At 40.8% G+C, this 17,035-nt stretch carries 19 protein-coding genes (1 of these 19 only partly in view); all 19 read left to right on the top strand.

Going from position 1 to position 17,035, the window contains the following annotated elements; translation table 11 throughout:
* Positions 1 to 296 precede the first annotated feature (296 nt).
* Positions 297 to 2,186: a tRNA uridine-5-carboxymethylaminomethyl(34) synthesis enzyme MnmG gene (mnmG, locus tag KK487_RS15485; protein ID WP_013466270.1), complete on the top strand. Its 1,890-nt coding sequence runs from the start codon at positions 297 to 299 to the stop codon at positions 2,184 to 2,186.
* 15 nt (positions 2,187 to 2,201) lie between these two features.
* A complete protein-coding gene (gene rsmG, locus KK487_RS15480) occupies positions 2,202 to 2,822 on the top strand; it encodes a 16S rRNA (guanine(527)-N(7))-methyltransferase RsmG (RefSeq protein WP_013466269.1) in 621 nt (206 codons plus the stop codon).
* 14 nt (positions 2,823 to 2,836) lie between these two features.
* Positions 2,837 to 3,622, top strand: coding sequence for a ParA family protein (locus KK487_RS15475; protein ID WP_008112117.1), 786 nt, complete (start codon positions 2,837 to 2,839; stop codon positions 3,620 to 3,622).
* Positions 3,623 to 3,642: 20 nt separating this feature from the next.
* Entirely contained in the window at positions 3,643 to 4,569 is a 927-nt protein-coding gene (locus KK487_RS15470; protein WP_013466268.1) for a ParB/RepB/Spo0J family partition protein, read from the top strand.
* A 142-nt stretch (positions 4,570 to 4,711) separates the two neighbouring features.
* Positions 4,712 to 5,092 (top strand): ATP synthase subunit I, encoded by a 381-nt coding sequence (locus KK487_RS15465; protein ID WP_013466267.1) that lies wholly within the window; start codon positions 4,712 to 4,714, stop codon positions 5,090 to 5,092.
* Positions 5,093 to 5,107: 15 nt separating this feature from the next.
* The gene (gene atpB, locus KK487_RS15460) at positions 5,108 to 5,965 is read left to right on the top strand and encodes a F0F1 ATP synthase subunit A (RefSeq protein ID WP_013466266.1); all 858 of its coding nucleotides are present in this window, start codon (positions 5,108 to 5,110) and stop codon (positions 5,963 to 5,965) included.
* 53 nt (positions 5,966 to 6,018) lie between these two features.
* Positions 6,019 to 6,252, top strand: a complete 234-nt coding sequence (atpE, locus tag KK487_RS15455; RefSeq protein ID WP_004335261.1) for a F0F1 ATP synthase subunit C — start codon at positions 6,019 to 6,021, stop codon at positions 6,250 to 6,252.
* A gap of 41 nt (positions 6,253 to 6,293) precedes the next feature.
* The gene (gene atpF / locus KK487_RS15450; protein ID WP_013466265.1) at positions 6,294 to 6,764 is read left to right on the top strand and encodes a F0F1 ATP synthase subunit B; all 471 of its coding nucleotides are present in this window, start codon (positions 6,294 to 6,296) and stop codon (positions 6,762 to 6,764) included.
* Positions 6,765 to 6,780: 16 nt separating this feature from the next.
* Positions 6,781 to 7,314 (top strand): F0F1 ATP synthase subunit delta, encoded by a 534-nt coding sequence (gene atpH, locus KK487_RS15445; RefSeq protein WP_016900009.1) that lies wholly within the window; start codon positions 6,781 to 6,783, stop codon positions 7,312 to 7,314.
* A 14-nt stretch (positions 7,315 to 7,328) separates the two neighbouring features.
* Positions 7,329 to 8,870 (top strand): F0F1 ATP synthase subunit alpha, encoded by a 1,542-nt coding sequence (gene atpA / locus KK487_RS15440; protein WP_013466263.1) that lies wholly within the window; start codon positions 7,329 to 7,331, stop codon positions 8,868 to 8,870.
* Positions 8,871 to 8,929: 59 nt separating this feature from the next.
* A complete protein-coding gene (gene atpG, locus KK487_RS15435) occupies positions 8,930 to 9,790 on the top strand; it encodes a F0F1 ATP synthase subunit gamma (RefSeq protein ID WP_008464174.1) in 861 nt (286 codons plus the stop codon).
* A gap of 33 nt (positions 9,791 to 9,823) precedes the next feature.
* Positions 9,824 to 11,209 (top strand): F0F1 ATP synthase subunit beta, encoded by a 1,386-nt coding sequence (atpD, locus tag KK487_RS15430; protein WP_008464175.1) that lies wholly within the window; start codon positions 9,824 to 9,826, stop codon positions 11,207 to 11,209.
* Positions 11,210 to 11,222: 13 nt separating this feature from the next.
* The gene (locus KK487_RS15425; protein ID WP_008464176.1) at positions 11,223 to 11,645 is read left to right on the top strand and encodes a F0F1 ATP synthase subunit epsilon; all 423 of its coding nucleotides are present in this window, start codon (positions 11,223 to 11,225) and stop codon (positions 11,643 to 11,645) included.
* A 298-nt stretch (positions 11,646 to 11,943) separates the two neighbouring features.
* A complete protein-coding gene (glmU, locus tag KK487_RS15420; RefSeq protein WP_013466261.1) occupies positions 11,944 to 13,302 on the top strand; it encodes a bifunctional UDP-N-acetylglucosamine diphosphorylase/glucosamine-1-phosphate N-acetyltransferase GlmU in 1,359 nt (452 codons plus the stop codon).
* Positions 13,303 to 13,412: 110 nt separating this feature from the next.
* Positions 13,413 to 14,357 carry a hypothetical protein gene (locus KK487_RS15415; RefSeq protein WP_013466260.1) on the top strand — a complete coding sequence of 315 codons (945 nt, stop codon included), beginning with the start codon at positions 13,413 to 13,415 and terminating at the stop codon, positions 14,355 to 14,357.
* A complete protein-coding gene (locus KK487_RS15410; protein ID WP_013466259.1) occupies positions 14,354 to 14,944 on the top strand; it encodes a DUF1240 domain-containing protein in 591 nt (196 codons plus the stop codon). The genes KK487_RS15415 and KK487_RS15410 overlap by 4 nt, the downstream gene beginning before the upstream one ends.
* A 127-nt stretch (positions 14,945 to 15,071) precedes the next feature.
* Complete coding sequence (locus tag KK487_RS15405; protein ID WP_013466258.1) at positions 15,072 to 15,584, top strand: hypothetical protein; 513 nt, start codon at positions 15,072 to 15,074, stop codon at positions 15,582 to 15,584.
* A gap of 3 nt (positions 15,585 to 15,587) precedes the next feature.
* The gene (locus KK487_RS15400; RefSeq protein WP_013466257.1) at positions 15,588 to 16,193 is read left to right on the top strand and encodes a DUF1240 domain-containing protein; all 606 of its coding nucleotides are present in this window, start codon (positions 15,588 to 15,590) and stop codon (positions 16,191 to 16,193) included.
* Between the two features lie 156 nt (positions 16,194 to 16,349).
* A protein-coding gene (locus KK487_RS15395; protein WP_013466256.1) for a choice-of-anchor I family protein crosses the window boundary here: on the top strand, positions 16,350 to 17,035 show its 5' portion. It continues 1,099 nt past the right edge of the window; 686 of the gene's 1,785 nt are visible here — the first part of the coding sequence; the start codon lies at positions 16,350 to 16,352; its stop codon lies off the right edge, out of view.

Below are 17,035 nucleotides of genomic sequence, written 5' to 3'. Positions count from 1 at the left end.
GCCTGTGCATAACAGCCTGTTTTGATCAGAGCTTATTTGCCTGAAGATCCGATCATATTAACACCTTTAGATCCGATCTAATTATATGTTTTTAATCATGATCTAAAGCTTATCAACAGAAAAGCTGATCAGTAGTAGTAATAGTATTAAAAGATCTCTTTAAAAGATCCTTTATATTATTAGAGATCACTTACTTAGATCTTGAGCACTGTTTAATCATTTATCTTCTGCTAATTTCTAGGTAGAATACGCTCCCTTTTGAAGTTTACTGGTTTGATTTAAGTAGGATCCCATTAATGATTTTTCACGAAAATTTTGACGTTATCGTAGTAGGTGGTGGACATGCTGGCACTGAAGCCGCATTGGCAGCTGCCCGTATGGGGATGAATACCCTGCTGCTGACTCACAATATGGATACCCTTGGTCAAATGTCTTGTAACCCAGCGATTGGTGGCATTGGCAAAGGCCACTTAGTTAAAGAAATTGATGCCCTTGGTGGCGCAATGGCTCAGGCTATTGACAAAGGCGGGATCCAATTCCGTACGCTTAATTCTTCTAAAGGCCCTGCTGTACGAGCTACTCGTGCTCAAGCGGATCGTGCTTTGTACAAAGCGGCTATTCAGAACACACTTCAAAACCAAGAAAACTTAAAGATTTTTCAACAATCATGTGATGATCTTATCGTTGAAAACAACCGTGTAACAGGTGTCGTTACCCAAATGGGTCTGCGTTTCAGTGCCCCTAGTGTAGTACTAACCGTAGGCACATTCTTAGGTGGCCAAATTCATATCGGTCTTGAAAACTTTAAAGGTGGCCGTGCAGGCGATCCACCTTCAATTGCATTGGCTGATCGTTTACGCGAACTTCCATTTAGAGTGGATCGTTTAAAAACAGGTACACCACCACGTATTGATGCACGCACTGTTGATTTTTCTAAAATGCAAGAACAACCAGGTGATGCACCAACACCGGTATTCTCATTTATGGGTAAACAAAGTGACCACCCACAACAAATTCCGTGTTACATCACTTACACCAATGAAAAAACACATGATGTTATTCGCAAAAACTTACATCGCTCACCTATGTACTCAGGTGTTATCGAAGGAATAGGCCCACGTTACTGTCCGTCTATTGAAGATAAGATTGTCCGTTTTGCTGATAAAGATAAGCACCAGATATTTGTAGAGCCAGAAGGCTTAACGTCATACGAGTTATATCCTAACGGTATTTCAACCAGCTTACCGTTCGATGTGCAGTTAGAAATTGTGCAATCGATCACCGGATTTGAAAATGCACATATTTGTCGTCCTGGCTACGCTATTGAATATGACTTTTTTGATCCGCGCGACTTAAAACAATCATTAGAAACTAAATTTATTGATGGTTTATTTTTTGCTGGTCAGATTAATGGTACGACCGGTTACGAAGAAGCGGGCGCACAAGGTCTGATCGCAGGTATGAATGCGGCATTACAAGTGCAAGGCAAAGAGTCGTGGACGCCACGTCGTGATGAAGCCTATGTTGGCGTACTAATTGACGACCTAGCAACACTGGGTACAAAAGAACCATACCGCATGTTTACTAGCCGTGCTGAATATCGTTTGTTACTACGTGAAGACAACGCTGATATACGTTTAACTGAAAAAGGCCGTGAATTAGGTTTAGTTAATGATGAACGTTGGCAAGCATTCAACGAAAAAATGGAAGTGATCGCTAAAGAGAAACAGCGTATTAAAGATACCTGGATCCATAAAGATCATGCGGTTGTTGATCAAGTAAATGAATTACTTAAAACGCCACTTGTGCGTGAAGCCAGCTTAGAAGAATTATTACGCCGACCTGAAGTGCGTTATAACGACTTGATGGCCATTGAAGGACTCGGATCTGAGTTTACCAATAAGGCCGCCTTAGAGCAGGTTGAAATTCATACTAAGTACGCAGGTTACATTGCACGCCAGCAAGATGAGATCAATAAGCAGCTTCGTCATGAGGAAACTATTTTACCAAAAGAGTTTGATTATAAAACCGTCTCTGGTTTATCAAATGAGGTTGTTGCTAAGCTAATTGATGCTCGTCCAGACACTATTGGTCAAGCTTCGCGTATTTCTGGTATCACCCCAGCGGCGATTTCGCTATTATTAGTGTATCTGAAGAAGCAAGGCTTGTTGCGCAAAACTGCGTAACGGTAAAGGTACATTGTGTTACAGCAACAATTAACAACTTTGTTAGCGCAAACTGATATTGCGCTAACACAAAAACAACAGCAACAACTTGTTAGCTATGTCGAATTACTCGATAAGTGGAATAAAGCCTATAATTTAACCTCAGTACGTTTACCTCAAGAAATGATGGTTAAACATATAATGGATAGCTTAGTTGTTGCGCCTCACTTGACCGGTCATCATTATATTGATGTTGGCACAGGTCCTGGTTTACCGGGCATAGTGTTAGCTATTGCCTTACCCGATACGCAGTTTGTATTATTAGATAGTTTAGGTAAACGTGTACGTTTTTTAATGCATGTTAAACATGAGCTTGGCCTTGATAATGTGACTCCTGTGCAGTCAAGAGTTGAAGAATATCAACCAAGTGTTAAATTAGATGGCGTACTAAGTCGTGCATTTGCATCGTTACAAGATATGATTGACTGGTGTTCGCACTTAATCGATCATTCAGGTAAGTTCATTGCACTTAAAGGGGTATTTCCAAGTGAGGAATTAGACTCACTCCCTGCTGGTGTTAAGTTTGAGCAAAAAATTGCATTAGAAGTACCCGATTTAGATGCACAACGACATTTAATAATTCTTTCTAAAGACTAGGGATCAGAGACACTGTGGCAAAAGTCATCGCATTAGCAAATCAAAAAGGCGGAGTAGGTAAAACGACCACTGCCGTTAATCTCGCTGCATCTATGGCTGCAACGAAACGTAAAGTGCTGTTAATAGATCTCGATCCGCAAGGCAATGCGACCATGGGCAGTGGCGTCGACAAATATGGTGACGTCCCTACTATCTATGATTTACTCATAGAAGATAAGCCTATTGATGAGGTGATTATTAAAGAAACCTCAGGCGAGTATCATATGATTGCTGCAAACGGCGATGTGACCGCTGCAGAAGTTAAATTGATGGAATTATTTGCTCGCGAAGTACGCTTACGCAATGCACTTGAAAAAATTCAGGATCAGTACGAGTTTATTTTTATAGACTGCCCACCTTCTTTAAATATGTTAACCGTTAATGCCATGGCCGCTGCCGATTCTATTTTAGTCCCTATGCAATGTGAATATTATGCATTGGAAGGATTAACCGCATTAATGGACACGATTACGCAACTTGCTAAGTTAGTTAATCCTAACTTACAGATTGAAGGCATACTTCGTACTATGTACGATCCGCGTAATAGATTAGCAAATGATGTATCAGAACAATTAAAACAACATTTTGGCGATAAAGTATACCGTACGGTGATCCCACGTAATGTTCGACTTGCAGAAGCCCCAAGTTTTGGCGCACCGGCAATGTACTACGATCGAGCATCAAGTGGTGCGAAAGCGTATTTAGCTCTCGCGGGTGAAATGCTACGCAGAAAAGAAAAAACAACTCCCGTTGTCGCCTAACTTTGAGGTAAAAAAATAACATGTCTGCTAAAAAACGAGGTTTAGGCCGAGGACTCGATGCACTTTTAAGTTCATCTAAACCTGCACCAAGCGAAAGCAAGGAACACGACAGCGCCAATGTAACAAACGCAGTTGAAAATGCGGCACAGCCTAGCAACAGTGAATTACAAAAACTACCCATCGAGTTTTTACACTCAGGGAAATACCAACCTCGTAAAGACATGTCTGAAGAGGCACTTGAAGAACTCGCCAGTTCAATTCGTTCACAAGGGATAATTCAACCGATTGTTGTGCGCCCAGTAGCGTATAACAGTTATGAAATTATTGCCGGTGAACGTCGTTGGCGCGCGGCTCAAATTGCCAAGCTTGAGTTTGTACCGTGTATTATTAAAGATGTACCCGATGAAGCGGCCGTTGCTATTGCCCTAATTGAAAATATTCAGCGTGAAGACTTAAACGCCATGGAAGAAGCGATAGCGCTTAATCGCTTGCTTAATGAGTTTGAGTTAACGCATCAACAAGTGGCGGATGCAGTTGGTAAATCGCGTACGACCGTGACTAACTTATTACGCTTAAATAATCTTAATAACGATGTAAAGATATTGTTAGAGCATGGTGACATTGAAATGGGTCACGCTCGTTGCTTATTAGCACTTGAAGGTGAAGTGCAATCAGATGCAGCCCGTTTAGCTGTTGCGAAAGCATTGACCGTTCGCGAAACTGAAAAGCTAGTGCGCTCTATTTTAGAGCCTGCTCCAGCAAAAGAAGTAATAGAAAAAGACCCAGATGTTAAACAGTTAGAGCAACAACTTGCTGATAACCTAGGGGCAAAAGTAGAAATAAATTACAACAAAAAAGGCAAAGGGAAGTTGGTTATTTCTTACACTAATCTTGACGAGTTAGACGGTATTTTAAACCGTATCAATCAAGACTATTCCCACCATTAATTCATTGGATGTCTAAAAAGGGACATTTACAGCGATTTTGTGTTACAAAGCACCTACTCAAGTTGCAAAACTGGCAGGATTAAGTATAATTTCGCCAGTTTTCATACCCTGACAATTAGAGCGTCATAAAGGTTAATTAAAAGTGACTAATAAGTTAGCAGGCCCGTATAGGCTTGCCGCATTAAAATTAATTTGCCTTCAGGGATTTGTAGCCCTTTTAGCTGCACTAATAATTTTTATAGGTTGGGAAACCAATGCCGCACTTTCAGCATTAGCTGGTGGCGCTGTCGCAGTACTTCCTAACTTTGTATTTGCGCTTTATGCATTCAGATATATGGGTGCAAGTCGAGCAAATCAAGCGTATGCCTCGTTGAAACGCGGCAACGGATTAAAATTTATGCTAACAATCGTTTTGTTTGCACTAATGCTAAAGCTTTATCCGGTAGTTTTATTACCTTTCTTTTGTGCTTATGTGTTGGTGTTGTTTACAGGATTGTTTACACCCGTTTTTTTTAAACATTAACTTTTGGGATATAACATGGCTGCAGAAGAAGTTACTCTATCTAGCCATATTCAGCACCACTTAACCAATGCTAAGATGTGCTCGACCGACGCTGGTCTTGCCTTCAATAAAGCATGTACGGATAGTGGTTTCTGGACATGGCATGTAGATACCCTCGCATGGTCTATCGGACTAGGTCTAATATTTTTATGGATCTTCCGTAGTGCCGCAAAAAAATCAACTCTGGGTGTACCTGGAAAATTTCAGTGTTTCATTGAAATGGTTGTTGAGTTCGTTGGCGACAACGTACGTGATACCTTCCACGGTAAAAGTAAGCTAATTGCACCATTAGCATTAACTATATTCGTGTGGATATTCTTAATGAACTTAATGGATTTAATCCCAGTTGACTTCCTACCAGCATTTGCCGGCTTTGTTGGCGAAACTGCATTTGGTATGGATTCACACGACGTATACATGAAAATTGTACCAACTACAGATATCAACATGACCGCAGCACTTGCGCTGGGCGTGTTCATTCTAATGATTGGTTACTCAATAAAAATAAAGGGTATCGGCGGTTTTATTAAAGAACTAACACTTCATCCGTTTAGTTCAAACAATACAGCTATGCAGATTCTTTTAATCCCATTTAACCTATTACTAGAGCTTATCGCATTGGTTTCTAAGCCGTTTTCACTGGCACTGCGTTTGTTCGGTAACTTATATGCAGGTGAGTTAATCTTCATCCTTATCGGTGCAATAGGTTTAATGCAACTACCGTTGCACTTTGTATGGGCTGTATTCCATATCTTGGTAATTGTATTGCAAGCATTCGTATTCATGATGCTTACAATCGTATACCTAAGCATGGCAAGTTCGGATAATCACTAATTTATAACTTTTAATTTTTACTTTTAATTACAATTGAAACTTTGGAGAAAAAAATGGAACTAGTATTAGGTCTTAAGTACATCGCAGTAGCTTTACTTATCGGCTTCGGTGCAATCGGTACAGCAATCGGTTTTGGTAACATGGGCGGTAAATTCCTTGAAGCATGTGCGCGTCAACCTGAGCTTGCACCATCGCTACAAGTTAAAATGTTTATCCTTGCTGGTCTAATCGATGCTGTAGCAATGATTGGTGTTGGTATCGCGATGGTATTGTTGTTCGTACTTTAATTTTATTTTTTGAACAGCTTACTATTTAAGGAGGAGCGGTTGTGAACTTAAACGCCACTCTTATCGGTGAATTAATTGCGTTTACGGTGTTCGTATTATTTTGTATGAAATACGTATGGCCACCACTAAACGGTGCAATTGAAGCTCGCCAGAAGAAAATCGAAGATGGTTTAGCTGCCTCTGATAGAGCCGAAAAAGACTTAGAACTTGCGCAACACAAAGCTGCAGAACAGCTTAAAGATGCAAAGGCTCAAGCGGCTGATATCATTGAACAAGCTAAAAAGCGTGCCGTGCTAATTGTTGACGAAGAAACTGTTCGTGGTCAGCAAGAGCGTGAAAAAATTATTGCTCAAGGGCACTCTGAAATTGAATCAGAGCGTAACCGTGTGACAGAAGAGCTACGTAAGAAAGTAGCAACTCTGGCTGTGGTTGGCGCAGAAAGAATTTTAGAGCGCGAAATCAATCAAGCCGCACATAGTGACATCGTTGAAAAACTTGTCGCTGAGCTGTAATTAGGAGGGTATGAGCATGTCTGAATTGACTACTATCGCTCGCCCATACGCTAAAGCGGCTTTTGAACTTGCCGTTGAAAAAGGCACCATTGAAAGTTGGAATGACATGTTGTTCTTTGCTGGCCACGTTGCCAGCAATGAACAGGCATCAACCATTTTAGCTGGATTGCCTACTGCTACTGCACAAGCTGAGTTATTTATTAACTTATGTGGTGAGCAGCTCAACGAACAAGGTCAGAACCTAGTTAAGGTGATGGCTGAAAATGGACGTTTGATTGCACTACCTGAAGTTGCTCATTTATTTTCTGCTTTAAAAGCAGACTATGACAAAGAAATCGATATTGACGTGATTTCGGCAACGCCTCTTGCTGCAGCGCAGCAAGAATCATTGGTAGCGGCACTTGAAAAACGTTTCGCACGCAAAGTTAAGCTGAATTGTAGTGAAGACGCTACAGTTGTTGGCGGCCTTATTATCAAGGCGGGTGACACTGTAATTGACGGCTCTTTACGCGGTAAATTAAATCGCTTAGCCACAACACTACAATCGTAATTGGGAAAAAGAGCATGCAACTTAATTCCACTGAAATTTCAGATCTGATCAAACAACGTATTGAGAAGTTCGAAGTTGTAAGTGAAGCTCGTAACGAAGGTACAATTGTATCTGTTACTGACGGTATCATTCGCATCCACGGTCTAGCTGACTGTATGCAAGGTGAGATGATTGAGCTTCCTGGCAACCGTTATGCTATCGCACTAAACCTTGAGCGCGACTCAATTGGTGCAGTAGTAATGGGTCCTTACGCTGACCTTACTGAAGGCGTAAAAGTATACACAACTGGTCGTATCTTAGAAGTGCCTGTTGGTGCGGGTCTACTTGGTCGTGTTGTAAACACACTAGGTGCTCCTATCGATGGTAAAGGCGCTTTAGATAACGACGGTTTTGAACCTGTAGAAAAAATTGCACCAGGTGTAATCGAGCGTCAATCAGTAGATGAGCCAGTGCAAACTGGTTACAAATCTATCGATGCAATGATTCCAGTTGGTCGTGGTCAACGTGAGCTTGTTATCGGTGACCGCCAAACAGGTAAAACTGCACTAGCAATCGATGCAATCATCAACCAAAAAGACACAGGCGTTAAGTGTGTGTACGTAGCGGTTGGTCAAAAAGCATCTACTATTGCTAACGTAGTACGTAAATTAGAAGAGCACGGTGCACTTGCAAATACTATCGTAGTTGTAGCATCTGCTTCTGAATCTGCGGCACTTCAGTACTTAGCACCGTTCTCGGGCTGTACTATGGGTGAATACTTCCGTGACCGTGGTGAAAACGCATTAATCGTATATGATGATTTATCTAAGCAAGCTGTTGCTTACCGTCAAATCTCATTGCTACTTAAGCGTCCACCAGGCCGTGAAGCATACCCAGGTGACGTATTCTACCTTCACTCGCGTCTTTTAGAGCGTGCATCACGTGTAAACACTGATTACGTTGAAAAATTCACTAACGGTGAAGTGAAAGGTAAAACAGGTTCATTGACGGCATTGCCTATCATTGAAACTCAAGGCGGCGACGTTTCTGCGTTCGTACCGACAAACGTTATCTCTATCACCGATGGTCAGATCTTCTTAGAAACTGACTTATTCAACTCAGGTATCCGTCCGGCAGTAAATGCTGGTATCTCGGTATCGCGTGTTGGTGGTGCTGCACAAACTAAAATCGTTAAGAAACTAGGTGGCGGTATCCGTCTAGCCCTAGCTCAATACCGTGAATTAGCTGCGTTCTCGCAGTTCGCGTCTGACCTTGATGATGCTACTCGTGCTCAACTTGAGCATGGTGAGCGTGTAACAGAGCTAATGAAGCAGAAACAGTACGCGCCAATGTCTGTTGCTGAAATGTCTTTGTCGTTATTCGCAGCTGAGAAAGGTTACTTAAAAGACATCGAAATCGCTAAAATTATGGATTTCGAAGCGGCTTTACTTTCTTACGCAAATAGCACATACGCAGAGCTTATGGCTCAAATCAATGAAACTGGTAACTACAACGCCGAGATCGAAGCGCAGCTTAAAGAACTTCTAGAGAAGTTCAAGTCTACGCAAACTTGGTAATTTAGTTATTAATGGTGTGCTTTATATCTTAAAGCACACCTTGATTCGGAGAGAGAGTCATGGCCAGCGGAAAAGAGATTAAAAGCAAGATCGGCAGTATTAAAAATACTCAAAAGATCACTAGCGCAATGGAAATGGTTGCTGCGTCTAAAATGAAAAAGGCGCAAGAACGAGTGGCTTCAAGCCGTCCATACGCTGAAAAATTACGTAAAGTGATTGGTCGTGTTGCTCAAGCAAATCTTGATTTTACTCACCCGTTCTTAGAAGAACGTGAAGTAAAACGAGTTGGTTATATTGTTATCTCTACTGACCGTGGTCTGTGTGGCGGTTTAAACTCAAACGAGTTTAAAAAAGTCGCATTAGAGATTAAAGCGTGGAAAGAAAAAGGCGTAGATGCTGATTTTGCTACTTTAGGTAGTAAAGCAGCTGGCTTCTTTCAACGTTTTGGTGGTCAAGTACTTGCTAAAAAAGCAGGTCTTGGAGATAAGCCTTCAGTACAGGACGTAATTGGTCCAGTAAAAATAATGCTAGATGCATTCTCTGAAGGTAAAATTGACCGTTTATTCCTGGTATATAACAACTTTGTTAATACCATGAAGCAAGAGCCAATAGTAGATCAGTTACTCCCTTTGCCAAAAGCTGAAGAAGAAGTATCTACACATGCGTGGGATTACTTATATGAACCAAACCCAGAGGCTATTTTAGAGTCTTTGTTAGTACGTTTCATTGAGTCTCAGGTATACCAAGGTGTAGTTGAAAACGCTGCCTCTGAACAGGCTGCCCGCATGGTTGCAATGAAAGCTGCAACTGATAATGCCGGTGACCTTATGGATGAGTTACAGCTTGTATATAACAAAGCTCGCCAAGCAGCAATCACACAAGAAATTAGTGAGATTTGTTCTGGTTCAGCAGCAGTTTAATGCTTCAGGCAAAGATTAACGAGAGGAATAGACATGAGTTTAGGTAAGGTCGTCCAAATTATCGGCGCCGTTGTGGATATCGAATTTCCACAAGACAGCGTGCCAGCCGTATATGACGCGCTAAAAGTAACAGATGGCGATTTAGCTGGTTTGACTTTAGAAGTTCAACAGCAGCTAGGTGGCGGTGTGGTACGTACTATCGCACTAGGTACTACAGACGGTTTACGTCGTGGTGCTGCAGTAGCAAACACAGGCGAAGCAATTCAAGTTCCAGTTGGTACTAAGACCCTAGGTCGTATCATGAACGTACTTGGTGAGCCAATTGATGAAGCAGGTCCAATCGGTGAAGACGAGCGTATGTCTATCCACCGTGCAGCGCCTACTTACGAAGAGCAATCAAGCTCAGTAGAACTTTTAGAAACGGGTATCAAGGTAATCGACCTTGTATGTCCATTCGCTAAAGGTGGTAAAGTTGGTTTATTCGGTGGTGCCGGTGTTGGTAAAACCGTAAACATGATGGAACTTATCCGTAACATCGCAATCGAGCACAGCGGCTACTCCGTATTCGCAGGTGTTGGTGAGCGTACTCGTGAGGGTAACGATTTCTACCATGAAATGAACGATTCAAACGTACTTGATAAAGTATCGCTTGTATACGGTCAGATGAACGAGCCACCGGGTAACCGTTTACGCGTAGCGTTAACAGGTCTTACTATGGCTGAGAAGTTCCGTGACGAAGGTCGCGACGTACTTTTCTTCGTAGATAACATCTACCGTTACACACTTGCGGGTACAGAAGTATCAGCACTTCTTGGTCGTATGCCATCAGCGGTAGGTTACCAGCCTACACTTGCTGAAGAAATGGGTGTACTTCAAGAGCGTATCGCATCTACTAAGACAGGTTCAATTACTTCAATCCAAGCGGTATACGTACCTGCGGATGATTTAACGGATCCATCTCCAGCAACAACGTTTGCTCACTTAGATGCAACAGTGGTACTTTCACGTGATATCGCATCACTAGGTATCTACCCAGCGGTAGACCCTCTTGATTCATCTTCACGTCAGCTTGATCCACAAGTAATCGGTGAAGAGCACTACGGTATAGCGCGCGGCGTTCAAACAGTTCTTCAGCGTTACAAAGAGCTTAAAGACATCATCGCGATTCTAGGTATGGACGAGCTTTCTGACGAAGATAAGCAACTTGTATCTCGTGCACGTAAAATCCAGCGTTTCCTATCTCAGCCATTCTTCGTGGCAGAGGTATTTACAGGTGCGCCAGGTAAATACGTTTCACTTAAAGACACAATTGCAGGCTTCAAAGGTATCTTAAACGGTGAGTTTGATGATATGCCAGAGCAAGCGTTCTACATGGTTGGCTCTATCGAAGAAGCTCAAGAAAAAGCCAAAAGCATGTAATTAGGAGGGTAGTATGGCAGCTATGACTGTACATCTTGATGTAGTAAGTGCTGAAGAGAAATTATTTTCTGGTTTAGTAGAATCTATTCAAGTATCTGGTAGTGAAGGTGAGTTAGGTGTTAACGCCGGTCACGCCCCACTACTAACTGCCCTTAAACCTGGTATGGTACGTTTAGTTAAGCAATTTGGTGAAGAAGAACTCATCTATATTGCTGGCGGTACACTAGAAGTTCAACCGAACATAGTGACCGTACTTGCTGATACAGCTGTTCGTGGTGAAGACCTAGACGAAAAAGCTGCAGAGCAAGCTAAGCGTGACGCTGAAGCCCAAATGGCAAAAGGCGCATCTGCTGAACTTGATTACAATCAAGCAGCAATGCAACTAGCTGAAGCAATTGCTCAGCTACGCATTATTCAGCAATTACGTAAAAAGTAAGCCTATCTGGTTTTTAAAAGCCCACTTTATGTGGGCTTTTTTGTGCCAATAACTAACTACTTCAGCCTATCTGTAAATAAATTGATCGTTATGGCTAATATCTCATCATTATTACTTATATCTGCACGCGATCCTCGCTACAATAACCCTATTCTATTAGGTGTTACTTTGCTTAAGTTAAGATTCAGTAGTCATTGCTTAGCCTACTGAGTATTTGCACATGATGTGACTTACGTAATCTACTATGCAGCACACTTATTCTATTAAGCTAAAACAACGGAAAAAGGAAATTGTTTTAATGTCTTTAACAACGGTTATTCTTGCAGCGGGTAAAGGTACTCGTATGCGCTCTGCTCTTCCTAAGGTACTGCATAAAGTGGCAGGTAAACCTATGGTGCAACACGTTATCGATAATGCCAACGCGCTAGGTGCGACATCTACTAACTTAGTTTATGGTCATGGCGGCGAACTATTACAACAACAATTAGCCGATAATAACGTAAATTGGGTGCTGCAAGCTGAGCAACTAGGCACAGGCCACGCAGTGGCACAAGCAAACCCTCATATTAACGACGACGACACTGTACTGGTTTTATACGGTGACGTACCTTTAACTAAGCAATCGACACTTGAACGTTTATTAGCAGCAACACCTATGAATGGCTTAGCAGTTCTTACTGTTAACCTTGCAAACCCAAATGGCTATGGGCGTATGCTACGTGTTGATGGCAAGCTAGTGGGTATTGTTGAACAAAAAGATGCAAGCGCAGAGCAACTACTTATAAACGAAGTAAACACCGGCATTATGGCGGTTAATGGTAAGCTTTTAAAAACATGGTTAGGTAACCTATCTAACAATAATGCTCAAGGCGAATACTACCTCACAGATATAGTTGCAATGGCGCATAGTGAAGGGGTGGAAATTACATCAGCACAACCAGATCACCCAATGGAAGTTGAAGGTGCAAATAACCGCGTACAACTTGCAGGATTAGAGCGTGCTTATCAAGCATGGCAAGCAGAAGAGCTGATGCTAAATGGTGCAACTCTTGCCGACCCTGCTCGCATAGATGTACGTGGCGACGTTAAAACAGGTGAAGATGTCCTCATAGATATCAATGTTATTTTTGAAGGTACAGTAACCTTAGGTAATAACGTACAAATTGGCCCTAACTGCGTACTTAAAAACTGTAGCATCGGCGATAATGTTGTTATTAAAGCCAATACATTGATTGAAGATGCATCAGTTGCAGCTCATTGTACCCTTGGCCCATACGCCCGCCTTCGCCCTGGTGCAGTAATGGAAGAAGACTCCCACATTGGCAATTTTGTCGAAATGAAAAAAACCCGTTTAGGCAAAGGCTCTAAAGCAAACCACTTAAGTTACTTAGGTGATGCTGAAATTGGCGAAAAAGTGAACATTGGCGCAGGCACGATTACCTGTAACTACGATGGCGTGAATAAAGCCAAAACCATTATTGGCGATAATGCCTTTATTGGCTCTAACTCATCACTGGTTGCTCCTGTAAATATTGGTGCTACAGCAACTGTAGGTGCAGGTTCTGTTATTACCAATACCGTCGCGGATGATCAGTTAGCCGTAGCACGTGGCAAGCAACGCAATTTAGATGGTTGGAAACGCCCAGTTAAAAAGTGATTTTATAAGTACCTAAAAGCGAGCTTTTTTTGCTCGCTCTTATTGCCTTTGTCCATAAAATACTTACAATGCTAAGTTAATGGATTAACAATAGACAATAAGGATTTACTATGTCTGCTCATGCTCGTCGTGCAATTGCACAAAGACAACGCCAACTCCAAATAAAAACGCTTCTTGCCGGTAACAACCATACTCTATTACTAATGAATTCAGCAGAGTTTGTTGATTACATTATTTCTGTAAAAATGAAACAAGGTAAATCTCGTTCTGAAGCGGTTGACTGGATTGATGGTGTATTAGCACAGCATAACTCAGCATCGAGTATTTGGGAGCGAATAAAAGATCCTCTAAAGACAGGCGCAGGCCTTTATCCTCTATTTGATGATATGAAGGCATTAGCCATTATAGCTGTTGCAATGCAGCGCCAAGGTAATGCTTTCGGTAAGTTTAAAATAAAAATTTACAATGGCTCTCCTGCTATTATTATCAGTTCTTATCCTGGAATACGTGCTCACCTTACGGGTACCCGTTATTTGGCGAGTAACCCTAAGCTATTCACTATAGGAGTGGGTAAGCTCGAAGCAGCCAAAGCGATGAAAACCGGCTTCGTTGTTAGTTTAATTATTTCAGTGACATTTCATGCAATCGACCAGGTTTTAAATGACCAAAAAACATGGCATGACTTAGTTGCTGGAATTGCTGTTGATATGGCAGTGGTTGGAGCTGCTATTTTAACTACTAGTACAATATTAGGTGCTGCGGGAGCTGCATCAGCAGGTTTAGCAACAATAATTGCAGGTTCAGTTTTAGTTCCTTTGTTGGTCGTTGTAATTGTTGGGGTTGCTTTCTCAATTGCATTTTCGGATACAAGTGATTATGTAAAAGTACTTTCTGAAGAATTAAGAAACATCGAAAGTAATATACAAAGTGGTGTATTTAAAATTAGGGCTGGAGCGCAGAAAATCAATAACGAATACAAAGAAAGTCCAAATGAATTTTTACATAAAATTTTTGGAGTTCCTATTTTTAATAAAGCTAGGTCTTATAACTTGTGAAATTTTTAGAATGGAAAAAAGCAGATAAAAAGTTATCTCTTACAAATATGAAAGAAATAGCATCTATTTTTTTCTTATTAATTGTTAGTGGAGGACTGTGCTATAAAATAGCCTTAAACTTTTTTTCCGAAGTGGAAACTATATTTTTAGTTAGTCAACCTCAATTTTTTATAAAAGAGCAAGCCACTATACTTTTATCTTTTTTATTATTGCCTTGCTTATTTTTAATTTTTTTATCGACCCTACAGCGTTTTTTGGGATTTGATATAGAATTAACTTTAGTTAATGCATTTAAAAGTGCTGTTGTAGGTTTAATTGTTTTATTAATTCTATCAATCCCGACTAACATAGTTATAGAAGCTAATTTAAAGAGCAAAGGCTACATTTATTGTAATTGGTACACTGGTGCTTCAGTTCGTGATCCTGATGTTTGGTTGAAAAACGATGAGTTATGCTTACAAGATGGCTCTGTAATCACTAGTGATATTTATGATTGGTTTGAAATGCATAATGAGCAAGGAACTGAACCGACTCTAAATGAATTAGAGTCTTTTATTAAAAAGACAAGAATGGAACTTGGTAGATAAAATAAAGCAGACCTAATAATTCGGCTATATGTTCGAGATGTCTACAGCCAGAATTTTGCAATGGCTACCCACAGTCATAATTGACTCTTATCCTGGAATACGCGCTCACCTTACAGGTACCCGTTATTTGGCTAGTAACCCTAAGCTATTCACTATAGGTGTGGGTAAGCTCGAAGCAGCCAAAGCGATGAAAACCGGCTTCGTTATTAGTTTAATTATTTCAGTGACATTTCATGCAATCGACCAAGCTTTAAATGACCAAAAAACATGGCATTACTTAGTTGCTGGTATAGCTGTAGATATGGCCGTGGTTGGAGCAGCTATAGCTACGACAGTGGCTGTAACGCATATTGCAACGGCCTTTGCTGGGGCTGTTATTGTTATCAGTGCTGTAATACCCCTTATTATTGTTGTTAGTGTAGGGCTCGCTTTTACTGATCTCACAATGGTTTTTTCAACAGACCCAATCGTAGATGCTATCGCATTTAAGCTGAGAAAAATTGAAAGCGATATTAGCTCTGGAATAATTAACATAAATAAAAAGCTGAAACAGGGTTTTTCTGAAGATCCCTATGCCTTTTTTAATTCTTTATTTGGGTTGCCATCTATAAATCTAAATAGTAATAAAAATGAGCTATAAACAATGTCTATTTTAGAATGGGAAAAATCCGAGGAACGTTTTACAGAACAAAGCTTCGAGCATAAATTAACTGTTGTGATAGGCCTGTTTGCTTTTATATTATTTACAATTGCTTTATTTTACTTCTCTTATTATGGGTTTGTTGAAAATGTTTATTTTGATGAGTCGCTTTATTATATTCGAGAAAGCGGCTTGTTGGCTCCGATAATAGTAATGGCTCCATTTCCTGTTTTAATGACAATTGCAGGTTTACAAAAAGTATTGAACTTCCGCAATGAAAAAACAATAAGGTTAATGGTAAAGCTTATGCTGCGCGCAATACCTTTATATATAATTTTATCTATTGCTAATAGTTTTTATATTGAGTCTAAATTAACACTCGAGGGATATAGCTTTTGTAATTGGTATACCAGTCCATCATTAAGAGATCCCGATGTTTGGCTAAAAAATGATGAATTATGCCTACAGGGTGGTTCCGTCATAATCAGTGATGTTACCGATTGGTTTGAACAGAAAAACCAACAAGGTATTGAACCTTCCGTTGATGAGTTAAAAGAGTTTATAAAAATAACTCGAAAAAGGCGCGATGATTATATAAATAATATGTAGCGGCCAGTCCGTTTTAATGAGTAACAGGCCAAGCCCTATTAAAGCGAGTTTTATACTCGCTTTTTTATTGCTTAAATATTCTATAAATAAAAGTGCCATACTGTTGTCATCCCTGTGTGTTGATATTTAACTAATACAACACTAAGGAAAACAATAATGTTAAACAAATCAATAATAGCCCTTTCTTTGCTATCACTATTAACTGGTTGCTCACTAGATGGTGATGACGGTCAAAATGGCGCACAGGGTGTACAAGGTACAGCGGGTAATAATAGCGAAAACGGCACTAATGCAAATTCAGGTTTAAATATCAATCTTATTGGCCGCGCAGTACTCAATGCACAAAGCCCAGAGGGTGCAGCTGAAATAGTCGCCTACCAAGCCTCTAAAAAGTGGATTTATGCAATTAATAGCTCTGGCGATGAGGCAGTTGTGAATATAATTCCTGCCGATACGTTCGACACTGCAGCATTAGTAAAAGATAACGAAGGTATTGTAACCGCGACCAACTTAGCCTCTGCCATTACGCTCTCACTAAATGAAAATACGCCTGGTGATGCAAACAGCATAGCTATCGATGCAAATAACCAATTATTAGCGGTAGCAATGGCTGCTACAAACGTGGGCGAAGCTGGCCAAATAGCGTTTTACAATATTGGCGGAGATACACCAGTATTTATTAAAAATGTAACTGTAGGTGCCCTACCCGACATGGTGACATTTAGCCATGATGGTGCAAAAGTAGTGGTTGCTAATGAAGGTGAACCTAATGGCGACTACAGTATCGACCCCGAAGGCACAATTAGCATTATCGATATCAATAACGGCACTATTGCCGATAC

The organism is Pseudoalteromonas sp. SiA1 (assembly GCF_018732205.1).
Lineage (GTDB): Bacteria > Pseudomonadota > Gammaproteobacteria > Enterobacterales > Alteromonadaceae > Pseudoalteromonas > Pseudoalteromonas tetraodonis.
Note: the sequence above shows the minus strand (reverse complement) of the source record. Positions and strands in the feature narration are given on the sequence as shown.

Excerpts from the sequence above, each read along its gene's own strand:
- KK487_RS15425 (WP_008464176.1), top strand. The coding sequence starts at position 11,223 with ATGGCAGCTATGACTGTACATCTTGATGTAGTAAGTGCTGAAGAGAAA.
- atpA (WP_013466263.1), top strand. The coding sequence starts at position 7,329 with ATGCAACTTAATTCCACTGAAATTTCAGATCTGATCAAACAACGTATT.
- glmU (WP_013466261.1), top strand. The coding sequence starts at position 11,944 with ATGTCTTTAACAACGGTTATTCTTGCAGCGGGTAAAGGTACTCGTATG.
- atpD (WP_008464175.1), top strand. The coding sequence starts at position 9,824 with ATGAGTTTAGGTAAGGTCGTCCAAATTATCGGCGCCGTTGTGGATATC.
- atpE (WP_004335261.1), top strand. The coding sequence starts at position 6,019 with ATGGAACTAGTATTAGGTCTTAAGTACATCGCAGTAGCTTTACTTATC.
- KK487_RS15415 (WP_013466260.1), top strand. The coding sequence starts at position 13,413 with ATGTCTGCTCATGCTCGTCGTGCAATTGCACAAAGACAACGCCAACTC.
- KK487_RS15400 (WP_013466257.1), top strand. The coding sequence starts at position 15,588 with ATGTCTATTTTAGAATGGGAAAAATCCGAGGAACGTTTTACAGAACAA.
- mnmG (WP_013466270.1), top strand. The coding sequence starts at position 297 with ATGATTTTTCACGAAAATTTTGACGTTATCGTAGTAGGTGGTGGACAT.
- KK487_RS15470 (WP_013466268.1), top strand. The coding sequence starts at position 3,643 with ATGTCTGCTAAAAAACGAGGTTTAGGCCGAGGACTCGATGCACTTTTA.
- atpH (WP_016900009.1), top strand. The coding sequence starts at position 6,781 with ATGTCTGAATTGACTACTATCGCTCGCCCATACGCTAAAGCGGCTTTT.
- atpG (WP_008464174.1), top strand. The coding sequence starts at position 8,930 with ATGGCCAGCGGAAAAGAGATTAAAAGCAAGATCGGCAGTATTAAAAAT.
- atpB (WP_013466266.1), top strand. The coding sequence starts at position 5,108 with ATGGCTGCAGAAGAAGTTACTCTATCTAGCCATATTCAGCACCACTTA.